24 protein-coding genes and 1 other RNA gene are annotated in these 22957 nt (G+C 66.5%); 13 read left to right on the top strand and 12 right to left on the bottom strand.

Annotated features, from left to right (window positions below; translation table 11 throughout):
- Positions 1–51 precede the first annotated feature (51 nt).
- Both asd and P0D77_RS10470 read right to left on the bottom strand, forming a co-directional pair.
- Positions 52–1092, bottom strand: a complete 1041-nt coding sequence (gene asd, locus P0D77_RS10475; RefSeq protein ID WP_277553017.1) for an aspartate-semialdehyde dehydrogenase — start codon at positions 1090–1092, stop codon at positions 52–54.
- Positions 1093–1332: 240 nt separating this feature from the next.
- Positions 1333–2505 (bottom strand): cystathionine gamma-synthase, encoded by a 1173-nt coding sequence (locus P0D77_RS10470; protein WP_277553016.1) that lies wholly within the window; start codon positions 2503–2505, stop codon positions 1333–1335.
- 143 nt (positions 2506–2648) lie between these two features.
- On the opposite strand from P0D77_RS10470, the gene P0D77_RS10465 reads away from it, so the two are divergent.
- Positions 2649–3647, top strand: a complete 999-nt coding sequence (locus tag P0D77_RS10465; RefSeq protein WP_277553015.1) for an Acg family FMN-binding oxidoreductase — start codon at positions 2649–2651, stop codon at positions 3645–3647.
- A gap of 49 nt (positions 3648–3696) precedes the next feature.
- Here the strand turns inward: P0D77_RS10465 and ppk2 are convergent, their stop codons facing one another.
- Both ppk2 and P0D77_RS10455 read right to left on the bottom strand, forming a co-directional pair.
- Positions 3697–4494 carry a polyphosphate kinase 2 gene (ppk2, locus tag P0D77_RS10460; RefSeq protein WP_277555786.1) on the bottom strand — a complete coding sequence of 266 codons (798 nt, stop codon included), beginning with the start codon at positions 4492–4494 and terminating at the stop codon, positions 3697–3699.
- Between the two features lie 357 nt (positions 4495–4851).
- Positions 4852–5274 carry a universal stress protein gene (locus P0D77_RS10455; protein WP_277553014.1) on the bottom strand — a complete coding sequence of 141 codons (423 nt, stop codon included), beginning with the start codon at positions 5272–5274 and terminating at the stop codon, positions 4852–4854.
- Between the two features lie 112 nt (positions 5275–5386).
- On the opposite strand from P0D77_RS10455, the gene P0D77_RS10450 reads away from it, so the two are divergent.
- Positions 5387–6997 carry a Na+/H+ antiporter NhaC family protein gene (locus P0D77_RS10450; protein WP_277553013.1) on the top strand — a complete coding sequence of 537 codons (1611 nt, stop codon included), beginning with the start codon at positions 5387–5389 and terminating at the stop codon, positions 6995–6997.
- A gap of 340 nt (positions 6998–7337) precedes the next feature.
- Here the strand turns inward: P0D77_RS10450 and P0D77_RS10445 are convergent, their stop codons facing one another.
- A complete protein-coding gene (locus P0D77_RS10445) occupies positions 7338–7811 on the bottom strand; it encodes a GNAT family N-acetyltransferase (RefSeq protein WP_277555785.1) in 474 nt (157 codons plus the stop codon).
- A 132-nt stretch (positions 7812–7943) separates the two neighbouring features.
- Between P0D77_RS10445 and P0D77_RS10440 the strand changes: the two genes are divergently transcribed.
- The 4 genes from P0D77_RS10440 (at position 7944) to P0D77_RS10425 (ending at position 12556) form a co-directional block, all read left to right on the top strand.
- Positions 7944–9251, top strand: coding sequence for a DUF502 domain-containing protein (locus tag P0D77_RS10440; RefSeq protein WP_277553012.1), 1308 nt, complete (start codon positions 7944–7946; stop codon positions 9249–9251).
- 93 nt (positions 9252–9344) lie between these two features.
- Positions 9345–9794, top strand: a complete 450-nt coding sequence (locus P0D77_RS10435; RefSeq protein ID WP_277555784.1) for an archease — start codon at positions 9345–9347, stop codon at positions 9792–9794.
- A 45-nt stretch (positions 9795–9839) separates the two neighbouring features.
- Positions 9840–11003: a DoxX family protein gene (locus tag P0D77_RS10430; protein WP_277553011.1), complete on the top strand. Its 1164-nt coding sequence runs from the start codon at positions 9840–9842 to the stop codon at positions 11001–11003.
- Between the two features lie 35 nt (positions 11004–11038).
- Positions 11039–12556 (top strand): RtcB family protein, encoded by a 1518-nt coding sequence (locus P0D77_RS10425; protein ID WP_277553010.1) that lies wholly within the window; start codon positions 11039–11041, stop codon positions 12554–12556.
- A 119-nt stretch (positions 12557–12675) separates the two neighbouring features.
- Here the strand turns inward: P0D77_RS10425 and P0D77_RS10420 are convergent, their stop codons facing one another.
- The gene (locus P0D77_RS10420) at positions 12676–13056 is read right to left on the bottom strand and encodes a DUF7969 family protein (RefSeq protein WP_277553009.1); all 381 of its coding nucleotides are present in this window, start codon (positions 13054–13056) and stop codon (positions 12676–12678) included.
- A gap of 120 nt (positions 13057–13176) precedes the next feature.
- On the opposite strand from P0D77_RS10420, the gene P0D77_RS10415 reads away from it, so the two are divergent.
- Positions 13177–13557, top strand: a complete 381-nt coding sequence (locus P0D77_RS10415) for a nuclear transport factor 2 family protein (protein WP_277553008.1) — start codon at positions 13177–13179, stop codon at positions 13555–13557.
- Positions 13557–13778 (top strand): DUF8527 family protein, encoded by a 222-nt coding sequence (locus P0D77_RS10410; protein WP_277553007.1) that lies wholly within the window; start codon positions 13557–13559, stop codon positions 13776–13778. Before P0D77_RS10415 ends, P0D77_RS10410 begins: the two co-directional genes overlap by 1 nt.
- 51 nt (positions 13779–13829) lie before the next feature.
- On the opposite strand, the gene P0D77_RS10405 is transcribed toward P0D77_RS10410, so the two are convergent.
- Positions 13830–14813 carry a zinc-dependent metalloprotease gene (locus tag P0D77_RS10405; RefSeq protein WP_277553006.1) on the bottom strand — a complete coding sequence of 328 codons (984 nt, stop codon included), beginning with the start codon at positions 14811–14813 and terminating at the stop codon, positions 13830–13832.
- A 103-nt stretch (positions 14814–14916) separates the two neighbouring features.
- Here P0D77_RS10405 and P0D77_RS10400 point away from each other — a divergent pair, with 103 nt between their 5' ends.
- Positions 14917–16305: an NAD(P)/FAD-dependent oxidoreductase gene (locus tag P0D77_RS10400; protein ID WP_277553005.1), complete on the top strand. Its 1389-nt coding sequence runs from the start codon at positions 14917–14919 to the stop codon at positions 16303–16305.
- Positions 16306–16356: 51 nt separating this feature from the next.
- Here P0D77_RS10400 and P0D77_RS10395 read toward each other — a convergent pair whose 3' ends face one another.
- From P0D77_RS10395 to P0D77_RS10385, 3 genes are all read right to left on the bottom strand, one after another.
- Positions 16357–16629, bottom strand: a complete 273-nt coding sequence (locus P0D77_RS10395) for a DUF7111 family protein (protein ID WP_277553004.1) — start codon at positions 16627–16629, stop codon at positions 16357–16359.
- A gap of 85 nt (positions 16630–16714) precedes the next feature.
- An RNA gene (gene ffs, locus P0D77_RS10390) (signal recognition particle sRNA) lies at positions 16715–17029 on the bottom strand.
- A gap of 110 nt (positions 17030–17139) precedes the next feature.
- The gene (locus P0D77_RS10385; protein ID WP_277553003.1) at positions 17140–17682 is read right to left on the bottom strand and encodes a DUF7548 family protein; all 543 of its coding nucleotides are present in this window, start codon (positions 17680–17682) and stop codon (positions 17140–17142) included.
- Positions 17683–17695: 13 nt separating this feature from the next.
- On the opposite strand from P0D77_RS10385, the gene P0D77_RS10380 reads away from it, so the two are divergent.
- Together P0D77_RS10380 and P0D77_RS10375 are read left to right on the top strand one after the other, a co-directional pair.
- A complete protein-coding gene (locus tag P0D77_RS10380; protein WP_277553002.1) occupies positions 17696–18853 on the top strand; it encodes a thiolase domain-containing protein in 1158 nt (385 codons plus the stop codon).
- Positions 18850–19236: an OB-fold domain-containing protein gene (locus tag P0D77_RS10375; protein WP_277553001.1), complete on the top strand. Its 387-nt coding sequence runs from the start codon at positions 18850–18852 to the stop codon at positions 19234–19236. The genes P0D77_RS10380 and P0D77_RS10375 overlap by 4 nt, the downstream gene beginning before the upstream one ends.
- An 82-nt stretch (positions 19237–19318) precedes the next feature.
- Here the strand turns inward: P0D77_RS10375 and P0D77_RS10370 are convergent, their stop codons facing one another.
- Positions 19319–20251: a DUF7547 family protein gene (locus P0D77_RS10370; protein ID WP_277553000.1), complete on the bottom strand. Its 933-nt coding sequence runs from the start codon at positions 20249–20251 to the stop codon at positions 19319–19321.
- A 163-nt stretch (positions 20252–20414) separates the two neighbouring features.
- Between P0D77_RS10370 and P0D77_RS10365 the strand changes: the two genes are divergently transcribed.
- Positions 20415–20780, top strand: coding sequence for an SHOCT domain-containing protein (locus P0D77_RS10365; RefSeq protein ID WP_277552999.1), 366 nt, complete (start codon positions 20415–20417; stop codon positions 20778–20780).
- Positions 20781–20821: 41 nt separating this feature from the next.
- Here P0D77_RS10365 and P0D77_RS10360 read toward each other — a convergent pair whose 3' ends face one another.
- Positions 20822–21919 (bottom strand): NADH:flavin oxidoreductase/NADH oxidase, encoded by a 1098-nt coding sequence (locus P0D77_RS10360; protein WP_277552998.1) that lies wholly within the window; start codon positions 21917–21919, stop codon positions 20822–20824.
- Positions 21920–22054: 135 nt separating this feature from the next.
- Here P0D77_RS10360 and P0D77_RS10355 point away from each other — a divergent pair, with 135 nt between their 5' ends.
- Positions 22055–22894, top strand: a complete 840-nt coding sequence (locus P0D77_RS10355; RefSeq protein ID WP_277552997.1) for a hypothetical protein — start codon at positions 22055–22057, stop codon at positions 22892–22894.
- Positions 22895–22957 lie beyond the last annotated feature (63 nt).

The following is a 22957-nucleotide window of genomic DNA, read 5'->3' as shown; positions in this document are numbered from 1 at the left end:
GGTTTTCGCGTGCTTTCGGTCGGGTTCGACAGAGTCTCCTCGAGCGTCGGCTCAGATCCAGCCGTCGTTCGCGAGGAGTTCGCCGTTCAGCACCGACGCGCCCGCGGCGCCGCGGATGGTGTTGTGCGCGAGGCAGTTGTACTTCACACCCGAGGGCGTCTCCTGGACGCCGCCGGCGACGACCTGCATCCCGTCGCCGCGCATCCGGTCCATCCGGGGCTGGGGGCGTTCTGGCTGGTCCTCACCGAAGACGTGGATGAGTTGCTCCGGCGACGAAGGTAGGTCCGCGCTCGGGAACGCCTCCATCGCGGCGCGAACCTCGTCGGCCGAGGGGTCGTCGGCCAGTTCAGCGAACACGTTCTCCAAGTGGCCGTCGATGGTCGGGATGCGGTTGCAGGAGGCGGCGACCTCGGCGTCGTGCAGCGACAGTTCCGCGCCGTCGAACGAGCCGAGCAGTTTGCGGCTCTCGGTCTCCATCTTCTCTTCTTCGCCGCCGATGTGCGGGATGGCGTTGTCGATGATCTCCATCGACGTGACGCCGTCGTAGCCCGCGCCGGAGACGGCTTGCAGGGTCGACACCTGCACGCGTTCGAGGCCGAACTCGTCGAGTGCCGCCAGCGTCGGGACCATCGTGATAGTCGAGCAGTTCGGGTTCTTCACGAGCGCCCCGTCCCAGCCGCGTTCGTCTCGCTGGATTTCGATGAGGTCGAGGTGGTCGGGGTTGATCTCGGGGATGGTGAGCGGGACGTCCTCGGCCATCCGAGCGTTCGAGGAGTTCGAGGAGACGACGTAGCCCGCCTCACACAGGTCGGGTTCGATCTCGGCGGCGACGCCCGACGGGAGCGAGGAGAACAGCAGGTCGACGTCGTCGGGGATCTCTTCGGGGTCGGTCGCGCGGACGGTGATGTCGCGGACGGACTGCGGGATGGCCGAGTCGAGGCGCCACTTCGCCGCCTCGCTGTAGGACTTGCCCGCGGAAGCGTCGCTCGCAGTGAGACACGCGATATCGAACTGTGGGTGGTCGTCGAGGAGTTGGATGAATCGCTGGCCGACGGCGCCGGTCGCGCCGAGGATGCCGACTTGGTGAGTCATTGTGTGTCGCTGTGGCACACGCGGATAAGACCCTTCGGATACGCGCAGGAGCGGCGATGTTTGCCGGGGAGTAACGTCCGTCAAGTCGACGCGCGAACCGGCGACTGCTTGTCGAGGAGAACGGGAGAATCGTGAGTGATTCGTCCACCGATCGGCGACTCCCTGCGACTGCTCGCGACCACCGGCCACCAGCGACCTACGGTGGTCGCCGACGAGTCGCGGACGCGACCCGACGCTCGTTTACTCCAGCGCGGCGTCGAACGCAGCGTCCAGGTCGGCTTTCATGTCGTCGATGTGCTCGACGCCGACGGAGACGCGAATGAGGCCGTCCGTGAGGCCGGCGGCCTCACGCTCCTCCTTCGGGATGGCGGCGTGTGTCATCGCCGCAGGCTGTTCGATGAGGCTCTCGACACCGCCGAGCGACTCCGCGAGCGTGAACACCTCAGTCTCCTCGACGACGGTGCTCGCCTGGTCGAGCGTCCCGTCGAACTCGAACGAGAGCATCCCGCCGAAGTCGTCCATCTGCTCGCTCGCGAGGTCGTGTTGCGGGTGTGAGTCGAGGCCGGGGTAGTACACCCGGTCGACGGCGTCGTGGTCGGCCAGCCACTCCGCGAGGGTGCGGGCGTTCTCGCAGTGGCGGTCCATCCGTACGGGCAGCGTCTTGGTCCCGCGGAGGACGAGGAAGCAGTCGAACGGCGAGGGCGTCGCGCCCACGGAGTTCTGGTAGAAGCCGATGCGCTCGTCCAGTTCCTCGTCGTCGGTGACGAGGGCACCGCCGACCACGTCGGAGTGGCCGCCGAGGTACTTCGTCAGCGAGTGGCTGACGATGTCCGCGCCGTGTTCGAGCGGGCGCTGGAGGTACGGCGTCGCGAACGTGTTGTCGACGGCACACAGTGCGTCGTGGTCGTGGGCGATGTCGGCGAGCGCCGCGATGTCGTTCACCCGCATCAGCGGGTTCGTCGGCGTCTCAACCCACAACAGCGCGGTCTCCTCGCGCATCGCGTCGGCGACGGCGTCGTGGTCGGTGGTGTCGACGAAGTCGAACTCGAGGTCGTAGTCCTCGTACACCTGCGTGAAGATGCGGTGCGTGCCGCCGTACACGTCGTCGCCGGTGACGACGTGGTCGCCCGCTTCGAGGAGGTTGAGGACGGTGTTGATCGATCCCATCCCCGAAGAGAACGCGCGACCGAACTCGCCGCCCTCCAGCGCCGCGATGTTGGCCTCCAAGTCGGTTCGCGTCGGGTTGCCGGTTCGGCTGTACTCGTAGCCGCGGTGGTCGCCAGGGCCGTCCTGCTTGTACGTCGAGTTGGCGAAGATGGGCGTCATCAGCGCGCCCGTCTCCTCGTCGGGCGCTTGCCCGGCGTGGATGGCGTCCGTCTCGATGCGGAACTCGCGGTCGGAGTCGTCGCTCATATCGGGTGCGAGGGTAGCGGTCGGTGTGATTCTTGCCATTCGTTCGGCGCGTCCTCGTCGCACCGGTTGTGCGTCGTCGCCACGGTTTCACGGGCGCTGGAACCGTGGAAACCCTGAATCGGCGTCTCGGAGAACGGGTGGCTATGGACCCCGCGGGGATGACGACGGACGTCTGGGGTGTCGACGCCGACGAGTTCCCGGCCGGTGGCCCGGTCGACGAACAGGTGCGGTTTCTCCTTCGGTACGCCGTCCTCGCACCGTCGAGCCACAACGCTCAGCCGTGGGAGTTCGCCGTCGACGGTGGGGCCGTGGAGGTACGCGCTGCCGAGGACCGGTGGCTCCGCGCGGCCGACCCCGGCAGGCGAGAACTCCACGTCAGCCTCGGGTGTGCCGTCGAGACGCTCCGCGTCGCCGCCCGGCACTTCGGCCTCGGTTGCCGGGTGGAGACGCCCGCCGACGGCTCGGTCGTCGCCCGCGTCGAGGTCGGTCCCGGGGGAAATCCCGAGCGAGACGAGTCGCTGTTCGCGGAGATACCGGAGCGGTACACCGACCACCGGCCGTTTCGTCAGTCCCCCGTCCCGAAAGACGTCACCGACGAGTTGCGCGACGAAGCGACCGAGTTCGACGTGGACCTCCGGATAGTGCGGGAAGCGCGGCCGAAGCAGACCGTCGCGGCGTTGCAGGCGACCGCCGACCGCCAGCGGATGGACTCACCGGCCTACCGACGGGAGTTGGGTCGCTGGATCGGAAACGGCGCGCTTGGCGACTCGTGGCTGTTCGCACGGGTTGGACAGGCCGTGGTGACGCATCTCGATATCGGCGGCCGAGAGGGGCGCAAGAACTCCGCGCTGATCGAGTCGGCCCCGGCGGTCGGCGTGCTCACGACGGCGACGGACGACCGACCGGCACAGGTCGCAGTCGGGCGGGCGTATCAGCGACTCGCACTCGCGGCCAGCGCTGCGAATCTCGCGGTGCATCCGATGAGCCAGATCCTCGAACTGCCGGAGCAACGCGAATCGCTCCAGTCGGTCCTCGAAACCGACCACCTCCCGCAACACCTGTTCAGACTCGGCTACGTCAAGGGGCGACAGGACCACACTCCCCGGTGGCCCGCGGAGTCGGTCACCGTCGACGCGGACTGACGCCGCGCCGACGGACGCCGTCAAGCCACAGTCGGAGCCGCGCAGACGGCTACGTGTCTACCTCATCGGGGTTCGAGCCGTACATCGCGGGAACCCAGCGCTGGTCGTCGATCGGCGGACGTTCGTACGTCTCCCCGCTGTCTCTCGGCGGGAGTTCCCTGGGTTCCGGCATCGTATCCTCGTAGTCGATCTGTGACAGCAGGTGCGTGATGCAGTTGAGTCGGGCGTGTTTCTTCACCTCCGCGTCGACGACGTGCCACGGCGAGTCGTCGGTGTCGGTGTGCTCAAACATCTCGTCTTTCGCCCGCGAGTAGTCGACCCAGCGGTCCCGCGCCTCCAGATCCATCGGGCTGAGTTTCCACCGACGTTTGGGGTCCTGGCTGCGCTTCTGGAACCGTCGCTCCTGTTCTTCTTCGCTGATGGAGAACCAGTACTTCAGGAGAATGATGCCCGAGCGTTGAAGCATCCGCTCGAACTCCGGCGCCGACTGGAGGAACTCCTCGTACTCCGCGTCGGTGCAAAAGCCCATCACGCGTTCGACGGTCGCGCGGTTGTACCAACTCCGGTCGAACAGCACCATCTCTCCGGCGGCGGGGAGGTGTTCGACGTACCGCTGGAAGTACCACTGACTCTGCTCGCGTTCGGTCGGCGTACCGAGGGCGACGACTTTCACGACGCGCGAACTGGTCCGCCGGGTGATCCGATGGATAGTGCCGCCTTTGCCGGCGGCGTCGCGGCCGTCGAAGAGCACGACCACCCGGAGGCCCGCCTCTCTCACCCACATCTGCAGGCGGACCAGTTCCTCCTGCAGGCGTTCGAGTTCACGGCGATAGTACTTTTTCCGCATCTTCCCGTTCGACTTGTACAGGTCATCGTCGTCGACGGTGGCGAGGACGGACTCGTCGCCGGGTAACACCGGGTGTTCACGCATCCGTAGCATCCTGGAGGGCTGGCGGTCGGGGCAGTACGAGCGACATACGTACAGTAGCCCGCTCAGCAAGTTAACTCTATGTCAACATTTCACAAGAGCCCGGAGCAGTCGCTCTTGTGTGAACGGTGTCGCCCGGAACACGAGCACTCGACAAATTGAGACCCGCGATCTGAATTCAGCAGTGTCTACACGAACCACTGAAAATCCCATCTGGATACGTGTGGCCGATTCAGCGCAGGAACGACAAACTCCTCGACGGCCAGCACTCGCCGGTTACCGGATGAGGGTGACTGGGACCGGAATCCGATCGACGACGCGTTCGGCGACGCTTCCGACGAAGAACCGCTCGAGTATATCGCGGCTGTGACTCCCGAGAACGACGTGATCGACGTCGTGATCGTCGACGTAGTCGAGGATCTCTTGCCACGGTCGGCCTTGCTCGATCGCCGTCGTCAGCGGCGCGTCGAACTCCGCAGCGACCGTCTCAGCCTCCTCAAGGATCGCCTCGCCCTCCGTCTTTCGCTGCTCGTAGATCTCACCGAGTTTCACACCCACGTACTTTTCGGGCTGGTACGTGACACTCGTGTCGACGACGAACAGCGCCGTCACCTCCGCCTCCGGGAAGTGCTCGTAGGCGAACCGGAGGGCCTGGACTGCGAGCTTCGAACCGTCGAACGGTACCAGAACGTTCGTCATAGCTCACCTTCGCGAGCCAGCGCATTAAATTGAGGTTCGACTGTTGGTGGCAGTTATAAAGCTGTCAAAGTGCTGGATGGTATTTATATGATTTCGTGTAGTGTGTGCACATATGACAGAGTTCGGGGCACTATCGCTCATCCCGCCGTTGCTGGCCATCGTCCTCGCGATCGCCACTCGAAAAGCGGTCCTCTCGCTGTTCGTCGGCGTCTGGGCCGGGGGTGTCATCCTCACCGGTGGCGTCGGGCTTGGACAGACGTTCGACTGGATCGCAGCGGCGGTCGGCGAGAGCGTCTTTCACGCCCAGATAATCATCTTCACGCTGTTGCTTGGGTCGGCTGTCGCGATGATCTGGCGGCTAGGTGGCTCGCACGCTGTCCGGGACTTCGCGATCGAACGCATCGACACGAAACGCAAGGCCGGCGTCGCGGCGTGGATACTCGGGGTCGCGCTGTTCTTCGACGACTACGCAAACACGGCCGTCGTCGGGAGTACGATGAAAGACGTCTCGGACCATCTGCACATCTCACGGGAGAAACTCTCGTACCTGGTGGACTCGACGGCCGCGCCGGTCGCGACGCTGGCGATCTCCTCGTGGGTCGCGTTCCAACTGTCGATGATCGAGTCGGGCTACGGGGCGACGAACCTGGCCGAGAGTGAGATTCCCGACTCCTTCGGGATCTTCTTGCAGTCGATCCCCTACAATATGTACGCGATTCTGGCTATCGTGATGGTCGGTATCATCGTGCTCACCCAGCGGGACTTCGGCGAGATGCTCACCGCCGAACACCGCGCCGCCAGAACCGGCAAGGTGACCCGCGACGACGCCCGACCGATGCAGGACGTCGAATCCGAACTTGGGACGCCAAACATCGACGACCCACGACTGATATCGTTCTTCTTGCCCATCGTCGTGCTCATCGCCGTCACCATCGGTTCGGCGCTGTACACCGGCTACGAACCGGAGGCGTCGCTGTACGATATGGTCACGGGTGCCGACTACGCGGTGGCGTTGATATTCGGCTCCTTCGCGATGGTCGTCTCGACCTACGTGCTCGGATACGTGTACAACCTGCTGTCGCTGAGCGAGAGCGTCGACACGACCATCGACGGGTTCGGTATTATGTTGACAGCAGTGACGATTCTAGTCCTCGCGTGGAGCATCGGCAACGTCGTCGCGCCGGTCGAGGACGGTGGACTGGGCACGGGCGCGTACATCGCGGCGCTCGTCGGACAGTTCCTCTCGCCTGAGATCCTGCCCGTCGCGGTGCTGATTACGGCCGCGTTCATCGCCTTCTCCACGGGGAGTTCCTGGGGGACCATGGCCATCGTCACCCCGATCGCTGTTCCAGTGGCCTGGGACCTCACCGGTAGCCACACCATGGTCGCGGCCATCGTCGGGATGGTGTTCTCGGGAGCGATCTTCGGCGACCACTCCTCCCCCATCTCCGACACGACAGTGCTGTCGTCGACGTTCACCGGTGCCGACCTCATCGACCACGTCCGTACGCAGTTCTACTACGCAGCGACGGTCGTCCTCGTGGCGATCGTACTGATGCTCGTGTGGGGGTACACCCGTATCACACCGGTCGTCCTGCTCGCGGTCGGCGGCGTCTCCCTGGTCGGACTCGTCTACGGCCTCTCGGAACTCGACGCGAACCGCCGCGGGATCGACCCGAAGTCGACCGACGAACCTCGAGAGGCCGCACCGACCGACGACTGATTCGAGCGCCTCGGTGTCGACGTCGAGACGTGGTGAACCAATCACTGACGTTGTGAAACTGGAGGACAGCAACAGCTCGTCGAATCAGAATGTCGCCCGGAACACTAACGAGCCGGCGTCATCCCGAGGCGGCGTGCCGCGTCGGCCGGTAAACCCTCGTGCCGGGCGACCGCGATAGGCTCGCGGCGGGCCTGTGTCGCGTGCCCGGGTTCTCCGCACCGTCATCGCACCCTAGCGGGTCTACTGGGGCGGGGACTGAAGGCACGCACAGGGAGTAGTTCACGGAGGTACAAACCGCTGCCGAAGCGACGCGCGCGGCGTCCGTGTCGAGTACCGCTGGTCAGCGCAGGAACTTCGAGAGGCGGTCGGTGAGGGAGGCGTCGTCACCGAGTTTCAAGTAGTAGGCGTCGCCGCCGTCTTCGTAGTAGTTCTCGATCCGACGCACGGTGCTGAAGCCGATGTGTCGGTAGAAGTCGAGCGCCGCGTCGTTGGTGGTTCGGGCGTGACACGACACCGAGCGGTTCTCGTCGGCGACCTCTGCGACGAGTCGTTCGCCGTAGCCACGACCGCGGGCGCTGGGTGCGACGGCCAGAAACAGGATGTAGCCGTCGCGCCGAGCGGAGGCGAAGCCGACGAGGTCGTCGTCCTCGTACAACAGGTGGCAGTTCGCACGGCGGTAGGCGTCGAGAAAGAAGCCACGGCGCTGTTTCAACACGCCCTCGCTCATCCGGATCTCCTCTTTCAGCGTCCACGCGGTCTCCGCGTGGGTGGAGTCCCCCGGCGGGTCGACTCGTTTCTCGACGTTGACGCTCACGACAAACCAGATACTCCAGACGTGCATTTAATTCCGTCGTCGGTGGCGACTGTCGCGCGAGAGGGGTCTGGCGCTGCGGGAGGACAGGCGTGGGCAACACCGTTTTCCACCAGTCGTTCGTGAATGCGAGCAATGTCGGAGTGGTCCCCGCGAAGACTCGGTGGGTCGGTCGTCGATATCTTTCGGACCGCGTTCGTGACTGGCGTCGCCGTCGTCGTCCCGTTGCTGGTGTCGCTCATCGTCCTCGCTGTCGCGGGACAGTACGTCTATCAGTATCTCGACCTCTTCTCGACGCTCGTGTTGAACGTCGGCCCGGAGGCGATGTTCACCGTCCCGACGCCGGTCGGCCCAGTCGTGTTGGACAAGGAGGCGCTCATCGAACTGTTCACGCCGCTCGTGTTGGTGTCCGTCATCGTGACGATGGGGCTGTTCATCAACACCACCCGCCTCGGCGCGTCTGCGGTCGACTACTTCGACGCCGCGATGGCGCACGTCCCCGGGATTGGCTCCGTCTACGAGTCGTTCCGGCAGATGTCGGACGTGATGCTCGAAGAGGACACGCAGAACTTCCGCGAGGTGAAACTCGTCGAGTTTCCACACGAGGGCGCGTACACACTCGGGTTCGTCACCACCGAGACGCCCGACCCGTTGCGGTCGCCCACAGGCCACGAGCGGATGCTGACGCTGTTTCTCCCGCTCGCACCCAACCCCGTGATGGGCGGGCATCTGGTCCACATGCCCGCAGAGAAGGTGATGGACGTGGACATGACCGTCGAAGAAGGGATTCGAGCGGTCGTGACCAGCGGCGTCGCCGTCGGTGGCGGGTCCTCGACGGGCGATTCCGGGCTCTCCGAGGAGAAACTCCGGTCGCTTGCGGGTGTCGAACACGCAGACCAGCAGTTGGACCCCAGCGCCGACTCGCCCGACGTACGCAGGAACGAAGACGTCGACACCGACCGCAACGAGACGTGGGACCGACAGGTGGACCCGTCGCGGTCGTCGACGCCCACCGACATCGCGAGACGGACGCGCGCACAGCGTGAGGACCTCCCGGACGACGCGTTCATCGACGAGCAACGACAGCCAGATTCGCTCTACAGTGGCGAGGAAGTGACGACGACGCCGGCGCGAGAGGCGGGGCGATACCGGGTCGAATCCGAGTCGACCGACCAGCGGCCCGCGGCGGAGGCCGACCGCGACGCCGAGAACCGCGAACGGGCCGAGACCCGACCGGCAGAGAAAGCCGACCGGCCGACCGGCCAGCGGTCGGACAGTTCGACACGTCCGGAAGTGGCCGCCGACCGCGACGCCGACCACCGCGAGTCCGAGTCCACGCGACCGGCAGAAGCCGGGGACCGACCACCCGAACAGCGAGACGACACCGAGCGCCGCCCGGCGCAAGTGCGTGGCGAAGGCGACCTGTCGGACGACGACGAGTAGGTTAACACACCGGACAGCGTAGTCACGGGTGAGACCGTGGGAGACGACGGAGACACCCCAGCGGAAGCCGACCGTCGAGGAACCGGCGATGCGATTGCGAGTGACGACGCCGAAGTCGTCGGCGACGCCGCGGGGACGTTCGAACTCCGCGAACACACCGCCGACGTGGCGGTGGCGGCGACTGGCGACTCGATGGGTGGTGTTTTCGCCGCCGTCGCGAACGGCCTCACGGCGGCGATGTGTGACGAGATTCCGGGAGCGGGGACGCGATTCCCAATCACGACTCGCTCGGAGTCGCCCGAGGCGGCGCTGTTCGACTACCTCGACGAGTGTATCTACGAGCGAGACGTGCGCCTCGTCCTCCCGGTCGACCACCGCGCGACCGTTCGCGAGGCGGACGGCGAGTGGGTGGTCGAGGCGTCCGCCCGCGGCGTCCCGCTCTCGGACGTGGTCGCCCGCGACGTGAAGGCGGTGACGTACTCCGAGATGGACCTCCGGGAGACGGCCGACGGATGGCGTGCGTACGTCGTCTTCGACGTGTGACCGTAGCCGCACGGCACTTACGTCGCGCGCGCGAAGGGAGGACCAATGAGAGAGACGTTTTCAGCGGCCCGTTCACGGCTGGCGGGCGGCCTCGTCAGCCTCGTTGGCCTCGTCCTCGTGGCGACGACCGTCGCCTCGGCGCACGTGGAGTACGTCACGGACGGTGGGGAGCGTGGTGACCCGGTGGCGTTCCTGGTCGGAGCGCTCTCGGATCCGCTCGTCGTCGTCGCACTCGGCGGTGGCGGCCTCGCAATCATCGCGACGATGGCAGCGTATCTGCGTCTCCGTCCGTTCCCCGAGGACCGCCGTGCGATCAGACGTGCGCTCGCAGAGTACGTCGACCTCCTCCCGTGGCTGCTCAGACTGAGCATCGGCCTCCCGATGGTCGGCGCCGGGTTCGCGGGCTACCTGTTCACGCCGTTGCTACCGGCGACGGCGACGACAATTCCGGTCCGACTGTTCGGTGTCGCCGTCGGCTTCGCGCTGTTGTTCGGTCTCGCGACGCGGTTCGTCGCCACCGTCACGTTGCTCGTGTATCTCGCCTTGCTTCCGGTGTACCCGCAGGTGTTCTTCGCGTTCGAGTACGCCGCCGGACTGCTCGCTATCGTCCTCGTCGGTGGGGGGCGGCCCAGCGCCGACCACGTCATCGCGCAGATGGCCGCGAACGGACGGACAGCCTACTCGAAGGTCGACCCCTTCTACCGTCGTATCGCGGTCCCCGCGGCCGCACGAATCGACCCGTACCGCCCGTTCGTCCCGACGGTCATCCGGGTGGGGATGGGCATCGTGTTCGTCTACCTCGCACTCGCGGAGAAACTTCTCGCACCGAACCGAGCGCTCGCCGTCGTCGACCAGTACGGCCTGTCGACGCTGTTGCCGGTGCCGCCGGAGTTGTGGGTGCTCGGCGCGGCGGCGACCGAACTGTTCCTCGGCGTGTTGCTCATCATCGGCTTCTTCACTCGCGCCTCGTCCGCCGCGGCGTTCGTCGTGTTCACCACGACGCTGTTCGGACTCGCCGACGATCCGGTGTTGGCACACATCTCGCTGTTCGGGCTGGTATCGGCGCTGTTGGTCACCGGTGCGGGACCGCTGGCGGTCGACTCCGCGGTGTTCCGGACGCCCAACCAGATGGGCGTGCCGACGACCGGGCGAACCGCGGTGCGCGCGGTCGCGACTGGCGAGACGGAGGCAGGTGACGGCGACCGGTAGTAACGCTATTCCGTCAGCCACGGCGACTGATGAGTATGACTGAGACGCCCGAGACGCGCGAGTTCGACGGGATCGAACTCCGGAAGGTGCGGAAGTTCGTCTGGGAGATTCCACAGACCGGCGAAATGAACGCCCCCGCGCGAGTGCTCGCGAGCGACGCCTTACTCGAACAGATCGCCGACGACAAGACGCTCCAGCAACTGCGAAACTCGACACATCTCCCGGGGATCACGAAGTACGCCGTCTGTATGCCCGACGGCCACCAGGGGTATGGCTTCCCGGTCGGCGGTGTCGGCGCGACCGACACGACCGACGGCTGCATCTCTCCGGGTGCGGTTGGCTACGACATCAACTGCGGCGTCCGGATGATCCGGACGAACCTCACCTACGACGACCTGCAGGGGAAGGAGGAAGAACTCGTGGACAGCCTGTTCGCGAACGTCCCCTCGGGGTTGGGCGGCGGCGGCGTCGTCGAGGACAACGTCGACACCGTCGAGGCCATCCTCGAACGCGGGATGGAGTGGGCACTCGACGAGGGGTACGCCCGCGAGAGCGACCTCGCCCACTGTGAAGACGAAGGTCGCAGACCAGACGCGCGCCCCGAATACGTCTCACAGAAGGCGAAAGACCGCGGCAAGAACCAGATCGGGAGCCTCGGCTCTGGCAACCACTTCCTCGAAGTCCAGCGGGTGACCGACGTGTTCGACGAGGACGTGGCGGGGTCGTTCGGTCTGGAAGAAGACCAGATCGTGGTCCTGATCCACTGTGGCTCGCGCGGTCTCGGTCACCAGGTGTGTTCGGACTACCTCCGGAAGATCGAGAAGCGCCACGGCGACCTCCTCGCTCGTCTCCCCGACAAAGAACTCGCGGCCGCGCCCGCTGGCTCGGAGTTGGCCGAGGAGTACTACGGCGCGATGTGCGCGGCCATCAACTTCGCGTGGGTGAATCGCCAACTCATCACTCACCGAACCCGCCGCGTCTTCGAGCGGGTGTTCCGCGCCGACAGCGAGGAGTTGGGGATGGAACTGCTGTACGACGTGGCGCACAACATCGCGAAGAAGGAGGTCCACGAAGTCGGCGTCGACGACAACGGCGTCGCCGTCGCCGAGGAAGACGCCGTCGACCACGAGGAGCGCGAACTGTACGTCCATCGGAAGGGTGCGACGCGGGCGTTCCCCGCTGGACGCGAGGAAGTGCCGTCCGCCTACCGCGACGTGGGACAGCCAGTCATCATCCCCGGCAGTATGGGTGCGGGCAGTTACGTGCTCGTCGGCGGCGACGAGTCGCTAGCGGAGACGTTCGGGTCGACCGCTCACGGCGCTGGCCGGACGATGAGTCGCACCGCCGCGAAACAGGAGTACTGGGGCGAGACGGTGCAGGACGAACTCCGCGACCAACAGCACATCTACGTGAAAGCACAGTCGGGCGCGACCGTCGCAGAGGAGGCTCCCGGCGTCTACAAGGACGTCGACGAAGTCGTCCGCGTGAGCGACGCACTCGGCATCGGCGACAAAGTCGCGCGCACCTTCCCGGTGTGCAACATCAAGGGCTGACAGGCGACGCCACCGACCGCTCCACGGCGCGTGGCATCGCGCACCCGCGCGCACGCCGTGGTATCGTATCGATCACAGCGTCGCTGGACTCGTTATCGGACAAGAAGGCTCGGAGCGCGTCAGTAGAAGCCGCCCGTCGGTCCAGAGGGACCATCGGGGCCGCGCGGCGAGTCTGGACTGCTCCCGTCCGCGAGTTCGACCGTCTCGCCGCCAGTGTCGGCGTATCTCGGATCGACCTCCTCGCCGTTCTCGAAGCGAAGGAACGAGAGATAGAACGCCTCGCCACAGCCCTCGTCCGTCGCCGTCGCCGCACCGACCGACTCCCCGCAGACGAACCGAACGCCGTCGGCCGCGCCGTCCTCGAACGCTTCATCCGGGTTGGCGTACGTCCAGCCCTCGAACGGGTACGGAGTGACCGCCTTATCCGAGAGGTAGGCGTCTCGCTGGAGTTCGACGACCGTCCCGCAGTCGGGGCAGTAGTACGTGACCGGGTAGCTCATACCCGTTCTACGGGTGCGAGGCACTTGCGGGTATCGACGGAAGAGACTCGTCGTGAGACGCTGGTAGCGACTCGCCTGCGGAGCGCGGATTTGAAGCACCCCGAACACGTCCACTGAGCAATGACACCCGAGGAGACGACCCGGGCGTACTACGACGCCCTCCGCGCGGGCGACCCCCTCGCGCCGTTCTTCGTCGAGTCGCCGTCGACGGTGAAGGTCGGCATCAGCGAGCGACTCGTGGGCTACGCCGAGGTCGCACGCGGACTTCGCGAACAGACCCGGACGACCGAAGACTGGCACGTCGAGAGCCACGACCTCCAGACTGTCGAACGCGACGGCGGTGCGGCCGTCGCCGACCGCGTGACGATGTCGTGGTACGACGTCGAGGCGTTCGCCGACCGCGAGTTCGAGACACGCTGGAGCGGAACGCTCCTCCCGACCGACGACGGGTGGGCGTTCGCCGGGTTGCACGTCTCTGCGGCGACGGAGGTAGACGACTGATGGTCGGACCGAGCATCACGAAAGCGGAACGCGACGCGACGAACCGTCGGCTGAAAATCGGGATGGTCCTGCTCATCGGACTCTCGGGCGGCCTCGTGTCGTTGCAGGTCGACCCGACGCCGATGCAGGTCGTCGCAGCAGTCGCCGTGTCGCTGGTCATCGGCGCGGCGCTGACGTGGTTCGTCGTGCGGACGCTCGAGGAGTTCTCGCCGAAGCGGTAAGACGGTAAGCGGGAGGAACGGTGGCGGATTTCTGCGTCAGTTCTGCGACCCTCAGGCGACCCGTCGGATCCAGTCGGCGGGCGCGTCCAACTCCTCGTCGGTCGGGAGGTTCTCCGGTCGCTCCCACACGAGCGACGCCGTCTGGAGGTCGGTCTCGTCGGCGACCGCGGCGAAGAACTCCGCGCCGCGTTCGTACTGGCGGCGCTTCATCCCCAGTCCGAGCAAGCGCTTCAGGAGGTTGGTGAACGGGTCGCCGCCCTGTCGCCGCGCGTCGAGTTTCGCGCGGAGGTCGTCGTACTCGTCGTCGAACGCTCGATCCATCAGGAGTTCGGCGTACCCTTCGACCGCGGTCATCGCGGTGTTCAACTCCGCGAACGACTCCCGCGTCGTCTCCCCGGCGTTCAGCAACGACGAGGTATCGGAGAGCGACTCCACACCGCGTTGCATCCGCGCTTCGAGGTAGCCGGGGAGCCACGGCGCGGCCCCGAACTCAGCAGCGTGGGCGACCTCGTGGAACGCGATCCACCGACGGAAGCGGGGGTAGCCGACGTCGAGTTCGACGGCCGCGCGCTGGATGTTCGGGCGAACGAAGTACAGGCCGTGGTCGTCGCCGTCGGCCTCCGCGAGCAGCAGCGGATCGTACTGCCCGAGGACGTTGCGCGCGAGGAACGCGAGCGACACCGCCATCGTCCCGGAGTTGACCGAGCGAGCGACCCCGGGGAACACGCCGCCAGCGTGGTCCTCCAGCGGCCGAAGCACGCGCTCGAAGGTGCGCACGTTGGCGTCGATCCAGTGGTGTCGGTGCTGAATCTCGACGGTGTCGGGCAGGTCGAACTCGACGCCCGAGGCCGCGCGGAGGCCGTCGCGTGCGGCGCGAACGTCGTCTGCGAACGCCGCACGTTCGGCCGGGTCCATCCGCAGGTCGCCCGGTTCACACCCGCCCTTCGCGGCCTCCGCGACGGCGTCCCAGTCGATGACGCCGTCAGGTGCGTCCGCCGCGTCGACGATCGCGCGGACGCTTCGAGTGATATCCATACAGTGAGGAAGCCGTCGCGGGGGATAGGCCTTCTCCCCCTCGCCCGGGGTTCGGTGGGTGCGCTTCGGGCGATTTAAGACCGATCCGCGGTCCCGTTCGGGCATGCAACGAGTCGACGTCGCCATCGTCGGCGGGGGGCCGGGAGGGTCGGCCGCCGCACACGCCGCCGCCTCTCACGGGGCCGACGCTCTCGTCTTGGAGAAGGGCGTCCCCCGCGAGGATCGCGAGCGTCTCGGGCCGGACTCCACCGACGCTGCAGGTATCCTCGACTACTGGGTGGACATTATGGGTATCCACCCCGACGAGTTCCCCGACGGCGTCCTTCAAGACCACCTCGACCGCGCGGAGTTCATCGGCCCGAACGAGGCGTGTACCCTACGGTCGACCGGGATCGAGTCCAGTTACGACGAGTTCGGCTACACGATGCACCGCGCTCGTTTCGACGACTTCCTTCGCGACCGCGCGGAGGAGGCCGGCGCAGAGTACCGCGTGAAGGCGTCCGTGAAGGACGTGGAGACGGACCTCGATGCGCCGGGCGACGACCCGCGCCACGTCCTCTCGCTGGCCTCCGGCGACAAGATTGGCACCGACTTCGTCGTCCTCGCGGACGGGCCACAGCGGACGGTGACGAACCGCGTCCTCGACCGCTTCCTCCCCGACGGCGCGAAGGCGTCCGAGCGTCTGGCCTCGACGACGAACAACCACATCGCGTATCAGGAGTACCGAAAGTTCCCGCAGGAAGTGTACGACGAGGTCGACGGCGCTATCAAGTTCTGGTGGGGTGTGATGCCCGGCCACACGGCGTACCCGTGGGTGTTCCCGAACGCCGGCCGCGTCTGTCGCGTGGGGCTGACAATGCCTATCGGGATGGACTTAGACGAGGTCGAAGACCGCGAGAAGTACGCGCTCATCCACGAGGACGACGAGCGTGTTCCCTCGGGGAAAGAGTACGTCCGTCGCCTCCTCGAACGCGAGTGGGGCGACGAGTACGACATCGAGGAGGACTTCCCCGTCGTCGAAGACGCCGGGAAGTCGAAGGGGACGGAGACGTACCCCATCTCCTCGACGCGACCCATCGAGAGCCCCGTCGACGCCGGCGTCTGCGTCGTCGGCGGCGCGATGGGTGCGACCTCGGCGTTCCACGAGGGGGGTGACCACGTCGCCGTCCGCACGGGCGCAATCGCGGGTGAACTCGCCGCCGCCGGCGACGTGAGCGCGTACAACGACCGCTGGAGAGACACCATCGGCGACGAGGTGCTTCGCAACGTCGCGATGGCAGAGTTGTGCCGCGACTACGGCCCCGACGACTGGGACGACACCTTCCGCATCGGACGGAAGATGCTCGCGAACGAGAAGGGCTACCGGATGTTCGAACAGAAGTTCGGTGCGGGGTGGGGCGCGACGAAACTCCTCTTGCGCTACAAGTGGATCAAGTGGCAGAACCGCGACGGCGGCTACGTCCAGTTGACCGAAGACGAGTACGCGTACTGAACGCGGCGTCTCGGTCGCGGTTCGGGTGGCATCGTCTCCAGGTTCAGGTTCTCACATCCCCATGTCTGACGCGGCCTCTGGGACCGGCAGGTCGTGGACTGCGACGCCGAGAAGTTCCGCGACGTGGTCCAGCGCCATGTCGAACCCGTAGTAGCGTTCGAGTTCGTCGCCGTCGGGACCGCCCGCTCGGACCTTCAACATCGCGTACCCCTCGACGTTCTGTGCGACCGTCGCACGAGTGCCCGAACGCTCGAACGTCACCAGTCGCTCGGCCTCGCTCTCGTCGTACGTCGCCGTCACATCGTCAGCGTCGCTGTCGCTCATACTCCTCCCTTACTGCGGCGACTACTCGGGGGTTGCGGTCCCGGCACGCGAGCGCTGTCGCTCGACGAGGAGAATACGAGATGAATGATGGACGGGCCGGCGTTGCCCGGGGGCTCCGCCGTGGGGAATCCCGGTCGCTGACTCCGCCCCGCGACCCGACGAGCGACGAACGTCCAGTGGTGGGCTGCTCGCTTCCGCGCCTGACCCGATGCCACCGATGAACCACGGGCGGACACCCCTGCGGGTGATTCCCGACGGTCCGTCGTCCCCGGCGGACGAGGCTTCTCCGTCAGCTTCCGAGGCCCACGACGGGCATCCCGGACGCGTCCGGCGTTCGGTCCCCGCTAAAGACTCTATGGCGGGAGACGAGCAGGGCCTAACTGCCCGACCTAGTCCATCACACGCTAGTCCGGACCAACTTAAGGGCCTTGCGGTACGGCGACGGACGAGACGTGGTGTGATCGACCGGCGGCGACGTGATTGTCGCCGCACGTCCGCCGCACCACCGCGTCACAGCACGGCCCGCGCGTACGCACCGGCGCTGGCGGGGACGAGCACCGCGACGGCGACGACGACCCACCGATGCCACGTGATCCAACTCGCGGAGGCTGGGAACGAGAAGAGGTTCTGTACGTCGACGGCGACGGCCCACGTCACAGCGAGTGCGAGGAGGGCGACGGCGGCCACGAGGGCGACACCGGCGATGATACTCGGGTCGCGTCGCTGTTGCCTCCCGGAGAGGAACACGACGACGAGCAACACCGCGAGGAAGGCGACTCCGCTGACGCCGAGCGTCCCGGACGCGTAGTACACGGTCAGTCCCGTTCCGGGGTCGGCGATGAGCAGGAACGGCGCAGCCAACACGAGCAGGAGGGCCCCGCAGGCGGCGATACCGGCCGTCGTCGCGGCGTCGGCGACGTTCATATCGGACCGTCCGAGCGGCGACCACTTAACGCCCGCCGATCCGACCGACGGGAGCCACGTCGCCACAGAACCACGTTTGTTCGCCAGCGGCGCGGGCGGAGAAAGGGGAACGCCGAAGTAATCGGCCACGGAGCACTCCGGTATGCAAGACGTGGCAATCATCGGCGCGTCGATGACCCAGTTCGGGCAACGCGACGCGTGGATTCGCGAACTGCTCTCGGAGGCGGGGGAGGCCTGTCTGGAGGACGCAGGCGTGTCGGCCGACGCCGTCGACCACCTCTACGTCTCGAATATGGCCAGCGGCGAGTTCGAGGGACAGACGGGCGTCCCGAACGCACTCGCACACGACCTGCAGGCGGTGCCCGCGTACACCGCCCGCATCGACCAGACCTCCTCGTCGGGTGGGGCGGGCATCTACGCGGCGTGGCAGTCCATCGCCTCGGGGGTGTCCGACATGACGCTACTTGTCGGCGGCGAGAAGATGACCCACCGGACGACGGCCGAAGCGACCGACGTCATCGCGTCGCTCACGCACCCCTGCGAGTACAAACACGGCCTCACGCTCCCGAGTTTCGCTGGTCTCACCGCTCGCCTCTACCTCGACACGTACGACGCCCCGCGCGAGAGTCTCGGGAAGGTCGCGGTCAAGAACCACCGCAACGGCGTCGACAACCCGCACGCGCAGTTCCGCAAGGAGGTCGACCTCGACACCGTCCTCGACTCGCCCATCGTCGCTGACCCGCTTCGGCTGTACGACTTCTGCCCCATCACCGACGGCTCTGCGGCACTCCTGTTGTGTCCCGTTTCCGTCGCCGAGCAGTACACGGACAACTACGTCCGCATTTCGGGCATCGGCGGCGCGACCGACACCCACGTCGTCCACGAACGCGCCGACCCGACGACGATGCGCGGCGTCGTCGAGTCGAGCGAACAGGCGTACGAGATGGCCGACCTGACGCCCGACGACGTCGACGTGGCAGAACTGCACGACATGTTCACCATCCTCGAGTTCCTGCAGTTCGAAGACCTCGGCTTCGCGGAGAAAGGCGAGGGCTGGAAGGCCGTCGACGAGGGGCGCACCGACCGCGACGGCGAGTTACCGATCAACACCTCCGGTGGGCTGAAGTCGAAGGGCCACCCGCTGGGTGCCTCGGGCGTCGCGCAGGCGTACGAAATCGTCCAGCAACTCCGCGGCGAGGCGGGGAAGCGACAGGTCGACGCGGACGTCGGCCTCGCGTGTAACGTGGGTGGGTTCGGGAACTGCGTTACCACCGCCATCTTCGAGGGGGTGGACGCATGACCGACGACGGCGACGGCAACCCGGTTTTCGAGGCGGCGCGCTACCCCGACGGCTCGATTACGTATCCCGCCCACCCGGTCGGTCCCGACGGCGAGGCTCCGGTGGCAACGGTCGACCTGAGCGAGTACACCGCAGAAGTCGTCACGTGGACCACGTCGACGGCGACGCCGCCGGGCGTGCGCGAACCCAACCACGTCGCTATCGTCGAGTTCGACGTGGACGGCGAACCGGTCCGAGCAATCGGCCAGGCGACGACCGGCGACATCAACATCGGCGACGAGGTCGAACCAGTGTACTGCGAGGAGTTACGCGACCCCGACACGGGTATTCGCGAGGCCGCGAGTCAGGAGTGGGACGGGTTCCAGTTCCGGCCGGTCGAATAGTCGGCAAAAACGTTCACCGACGGCGCTCGCTGAGGTCTTTCTCTCGACTTCGCACTGCCGAGTCGCACGTCGAGTCACCGCCTTACTTGTCGTCGCTGTCCGCTGTGTCGTCACCGTCCACATCTGGATCGTCGTCGTTCGAGTCGACGTCTTGCGTGTCTTCCTCCTGTGCATCGTCGTCATTCGTGTCGGCGTCGTGTTTCCCCATCTGCCGTTTGATCGAGTCCAGTTCAGCGTCGACGTCGACCTCTGGCCCGCCTTCCTCCTCCTCGGACGCATCGCTGCCACTCTCGGTCGACTTCTCCGGATCGGTCGACTCACCGCGCTGGCGGTCGGACTCGGTGTCGGGGTCGTCGACGCTGATGGTCACGGGACCCCGGTCCGTGGAACCGCTTCGGCGGTCCTGGCGCTCACGGGCACGCTCCCGGTCGACCGTTGCACGCGACTCACGCACGCGCCGTTCGAGTTCCGCACTCAACTCACGAGCGTCGGCGACGAGGTCACGGCTCTCTTCGTCGTTCGGGAGGTCCGCCTCGGTGAGCGTCTCACGGAGGCGAGCGAGTGCGTCCGCCGCATCCGTCGCCGCACGGTCGGTGGTCCGACTCACGCTGTCTGCGACGGCATCCGAGAGCAACGACCGACCCACCGAACCTCGACGGCGGTCGCGTCGACTGCGTCGGCCCCGGCGCTCCGGTGACTCGCCGGGCGCGGCTAGGTCGATGACGCCCTGCAGGAGTTCCAGCGCCTCGATAGTCGCCTCCAACACCGCCACTACCGTCGGTATCGTGTAGTCTGAGGTGAACTGGAACAACTCGCCCACGGCGGGCGGCCGCGGCGCGTCGCGTGCGGGTCGTCGCTCCCAGCGGTCGTCGACGACGCGGCGGTCAGAGCGGGCGCGTCGCTCGCTCCGGTCGCGTTCGTCGAGTTGATCCTGGAGCACCGAGAGCGTCTCCGACAACTCCGAGACGACGGCGGCGAGGTCCTCGTCGGTAGGGTCGCGGGCGGGGCCTGCCATACCCGATCAGTAGGGTCGGTTCGGGTATAACAGTTGGCTGGTCGATACTGTCGGAAGCTAGTAGCTCCACAGAAACGATCAACCAGAGTGTAACAATCAACATACACGTGGCAGGCCATCTTCCGGACGTGGACCAGGCTGGCTGGTCCAGCGGATCACAGCTATGTCAACTCGTTCCGCAACCGACCGTCTGATCGTGTTCGCACTCGTCGCCCTCGCAGCGCTGCTACTGCTGCCCGCGTTGTTTGTGGGGTTCGGGATGGTCGGCGGCGGGATGATGGGTGGTCCGTGGGGAGGGATGTGGGGTGCGAACGCCGCTCCGGGCTGGGGCTACGTCGTCTGGTCGCTCGCACCGCTGTTGGTGCTTGCCTTCTTGTTCGTCGGCGGCTACCTGCTGTATCGCGGGGTCACCAAGCCAGAGCGCGAGCGCGATCCTGCAGTCGCGGAGTTGCGCGCGGCGTACGCTCGTGGTGACGTGGACGACGAGGAATTCGACCGTCGACTCAGTCGCCTCCGCGACCGGGAGTAGACGGCGCGCGGTCACGGAACAGCCAGCGGCAACTGCCGTTCTCAGCGCGGCTTCGCACGACGGTACTGCACCGGCCACTCCACGTCGGCGTCGAGTTCGTGGGCGGCGTGCAGGGGCCAGTACGGCGAGCGCAGGAACTCCCGCGCCATCAACACGGCGTCCGCGCGGTCGTTGCCGACGATGGCTTCCGCCTGTTTCGGCTCGGTGATACCGCCGACGGTGGCGACCGCGATGTCCGCGCCAACTTCCTCGACGTGTTCGCGGATGGCCTCCGCGTACGCGAGTTGGTAGTTCGGCCCGGCGTAGGGAACCTCCTGTGCGGGCGAGATACCGCCGGAACTCACGTCGAGGAGGTCCGCACCCGCCGCTGCGAGGATTGGTGCAAGCCGTGCCGACTGGTCGACGTCCCACGATTCCTCGTCGTCGATCCAATCGGTCGCGGAGATGCGGACGAACACCGGCTTGTCGTCGGGCCACACCTCGCGGACGGCCTCAGTCACCTCGCGGAGCAGTCGCGTGCGGTTCTCGAAGGAACCGCCGTACTCGTCGTCACGGTCGTTGGCGACCGGCGAGAGGAACTCGTGGAGCAGGTAGCCGTGGGCCGCGTGCACCTCCGCGACCTCGAACCCAGCGTCGAGTGCGCGCTCAGCGGCGGCCGCGAAGTCATCGACCACGCTCCGAATCTCGTCGATCGAGAGGCTGTTCGTCGGCTGTTCGTCGCCGTCGCGGGGGTACGGACCCGAGGGGGCGTCGACCACCCAGCCACCGTCTTCGGGCGAGATGGGGTCGCCGCCCTCCCACGGTCGCGCGGTCGACGCTTTCCGCCCGGCGTGGGCGAGTTGGATCGCCGGGACAGATCCCTGCGAGCGGATGAAGTCGGTGGTGGGCGCGAGCGCCTCCGCGTGGTCGTCCGACCAGATTCCCAGGTCGTTGGGCGTGATGCGCCCCTCCGGCGAGACGGCCGTCGCCTCCGACATCACAAGGCCCGCGCCGCCGACGGCGCGCGACCCGAGGTGGACGAGATGCCAGTCGTTGGCCATCCCGTCGGTCGAAGAGTACTGACACATCGGAGAGACGAACACGCGGTTGGGTATCTCGGTTCCTCGCAGCGTGAGCGGCGAGAACAGATGATCGACCATACGCACCCTCGGAGCGGTCCGTACTAACGACTGGCGGCGGGCGACGGGCTTGCCACTTCCCGGTCGACGTGACACGTCTGCGCCCCGCGTGCCGGTTTCCACGCCTTTTCAGTCGGCGTTGCCTTCGGATGGCGTATGGGACTCACGACCGAGGAGATTCTGCAGATCAGTCTGGACCTCGTTGGCTGGGACGAGACGCCCGCCGACAGCACGGTGTACGTGCCCGGCGAAGACATCGAGACGGCGTTGGTCGGCATCGACCTGGAGTCGCCGGAGATCAAACTCGCGCACGACGAGGGGTACGACCTCGCACTCGCGCACCACCCGACGGGGATGAGCGCACGACTGGACTTCCCGGCGGTCCTCGACAAACAGGTCGAGTTCATGACCGACCACGGTGTGCCCGAGGACGTCGCCGAGGACGCCGTCGCCGACCTGAAGTCCCGGATGGACCACGGCGGCCACTCCAGCAACTATCGCCACGACCCGAGCGTCGCCGAACTCCTCGACCAACCGTATCTCAACACCCACCTCGCGCCCGACGAGTACGGCCGGCGCGTCTTCCGCGATGTGGCCGACGAGATGGGAGCCGACGCGACAGCAGGGGACTTCGTCGACGCCCTCGCGGAGATACCCGAACTCGACGCCGCCGAGACGGACGTTCTGCTTCGCGTCGGTGACCCGGACAACGACCTCGGGGAGGTCGCCGTCCACCACGCGGCGGGGACGAACGGCGGCGCGTCGGTCGCACGGGCGTACTTCGACCACGGCGTCGACACCGTCCTGTACATCCACGTCGGCGCGGGCGACACCGCGGACCTCCGAGCGGAGTTCGCCAACGAAGACAAGAACCTCGTCGTCACTGGCCACATCGCCAGCGATGCTATCGGGATGAACGCCGTCGTCGACGCCCTCGAAGACCACGGCGTGGAGTGTACGACTATTTCGGGGTGCGGAATCGGACGAGACGACTGACCGACTGACACGTCGGCCGGTAGACGATTTAGGCTTACCAAAACATATTTGCGCTTACGTCAT

The organism is Halobaculum limi (assembly GCF_029490015.1).
GTDB classification, from domain to species: Archaea; Halobacteriota; Halobacteria; order Halobacteriales; family Haloferacaceae; genus Halobaculum; species Halobaculum limi.
This window is presented reverse-complemented; position numbering and strand designations above follow the sequence as displayed.

Coding starts and splice junctions, on each gene's coding strand:
- P0D77_RS10415 (WP_277553008.1), top strand. CDS start 13,177: ATGACACCCGAGGAGACGACCCGGGCGTACTACGACGCCCTCCGCGCG.
- P0D77_RS10425 (WP_277553010.1), top strand. CDS start 11,039: ATGACTGAGACGCCCGAGACGCGCGAGTTCGACGGGATCGAACTCCGG.
- asd (WP_277553017.1), bottom strand. CDS start 1,092: ATGACTCACCAAGTCGGCATCCTCGGCGCGACCGGCGCCGTCGGCCAG.
- P0D77_RS10430 (WP_277553011.1), top strand. CDS start 9,840: ATGAGAGAGACGTTTTCAGCGGCCCGTTCACGGCTGGCGGGCGGCCTC.
- P0D77_RS10395 (WP_277553004.1), bottom strand. CDS start 16,629: ATGAGCGACAGCGACGCTGACGATGTGACGGCGACGTACGACGAGAGC.
- P0D77_RS10420 (WP_277553009.1), bottom strand. CDS start 13,056: ATGAGCTACCCGGTCACGTACTACTGCCCCGACTGCGGGACGGTCGTC.
- P0D77_RS10400 (WP_277553005.1), top strand. CDS start 14,917: ATGCAACGAGTCGACGTCGCCATCGTCGGCGGGGGGCCGGGAGGGTCG.
- P0D77_RS10410 (WP_277553007.1), top strand. CDS start 13,557: ATGGTCGGACCGAGCATCACGAAAGCGGAACGCGACGCGACGAACCGT.
- P0D77_RS10355 (WP_277552997.1), top strand. CDS start 22,055: ATGGGACTCACGACCGAGGAGATTCTGCAGATCAGTCTGGACCTCGTT.
- P0D77_RS10440 (WP_277553012.1), top strand. CDS start 7,944: ATGTCGGAGTGGTCCCCGCGAAGACTCGGTGGGTCGGTCGTCGATATC.
- P0D77_RS10405 (WP_277553006.1), bottom strand. CDS start 14,813: ATGGATATCACTCGAAGCGTCCGCGCGATCGTCGACGCGGCGGACGCA.
- P0D77_RS10465 (WP_277553015.1), top strand. CDS start 2,649: ATGGACCCCGCGGGGATGACGACGGACGTCTGGGGTGTCGACGCCGAC.
- P0D77_RS10470 (WP_277553016.1), bottom strand. CDS start 2,505: ATGAGCGACGACTCCGACCGCGAGTTCCGCATCGAGACGGACGCCATC.
- P0D77_RS10455 (WP_277553014.1), bottom strand. CDS start 5,274: ATGACGAACGTTCTGGTACCGTTCGACGGTTCGAAGCTCGCAGTCCAG.
- P0D77_RS10365 (WP_277552999.1), top strand. CDS start 20,415: ATGTCAACTCGTTCCGCAACCGACCGTCTGATCGTGTTCGCACTCGTC.
- P0D77_RS10380 (WP_277553002.1), top strand. CDS start 17,696: ATGCAAGACGTGGCAATCATCGGCGCGTCGATGACCCAGTTCGGGCAA.
- P0D77_RS10360 (WP_277552998.1), bottom strand. CDS start 21,919: ATGGTCGATCATCTGTTCTCGCCGCTCACGCTGCGAGGAACCGAGATA.
- P0D77_RS10370 (WP_277553000.1), bottom strand. CDS start 20,251: ATGGCAGGCCCCGCCCGCGACCCTACCGACGAGGACCTCGCCGCCGTC.
- P0D77_RS10375 (WP_277553001.1), top strand. CDS start 18,850: ATGACCGACGACGGCGACGGCAACCCGGTTTTCGAGGCGGCGCGCTAC.
- ppk2 (WP_277555786.1), bottom strand. CDS start 4,494: ATGCGGAAAAAGTACTATCGCCGTGAACTCGAACGCCTGCAGGAGGAA.
- P0D77_RS10450 (WP_277553013.1), top strand. CDS start 5,387: ATGACAGAGTTCGGGGCACTATCGCTCATCCCGCCGTTGCTGGCCATC.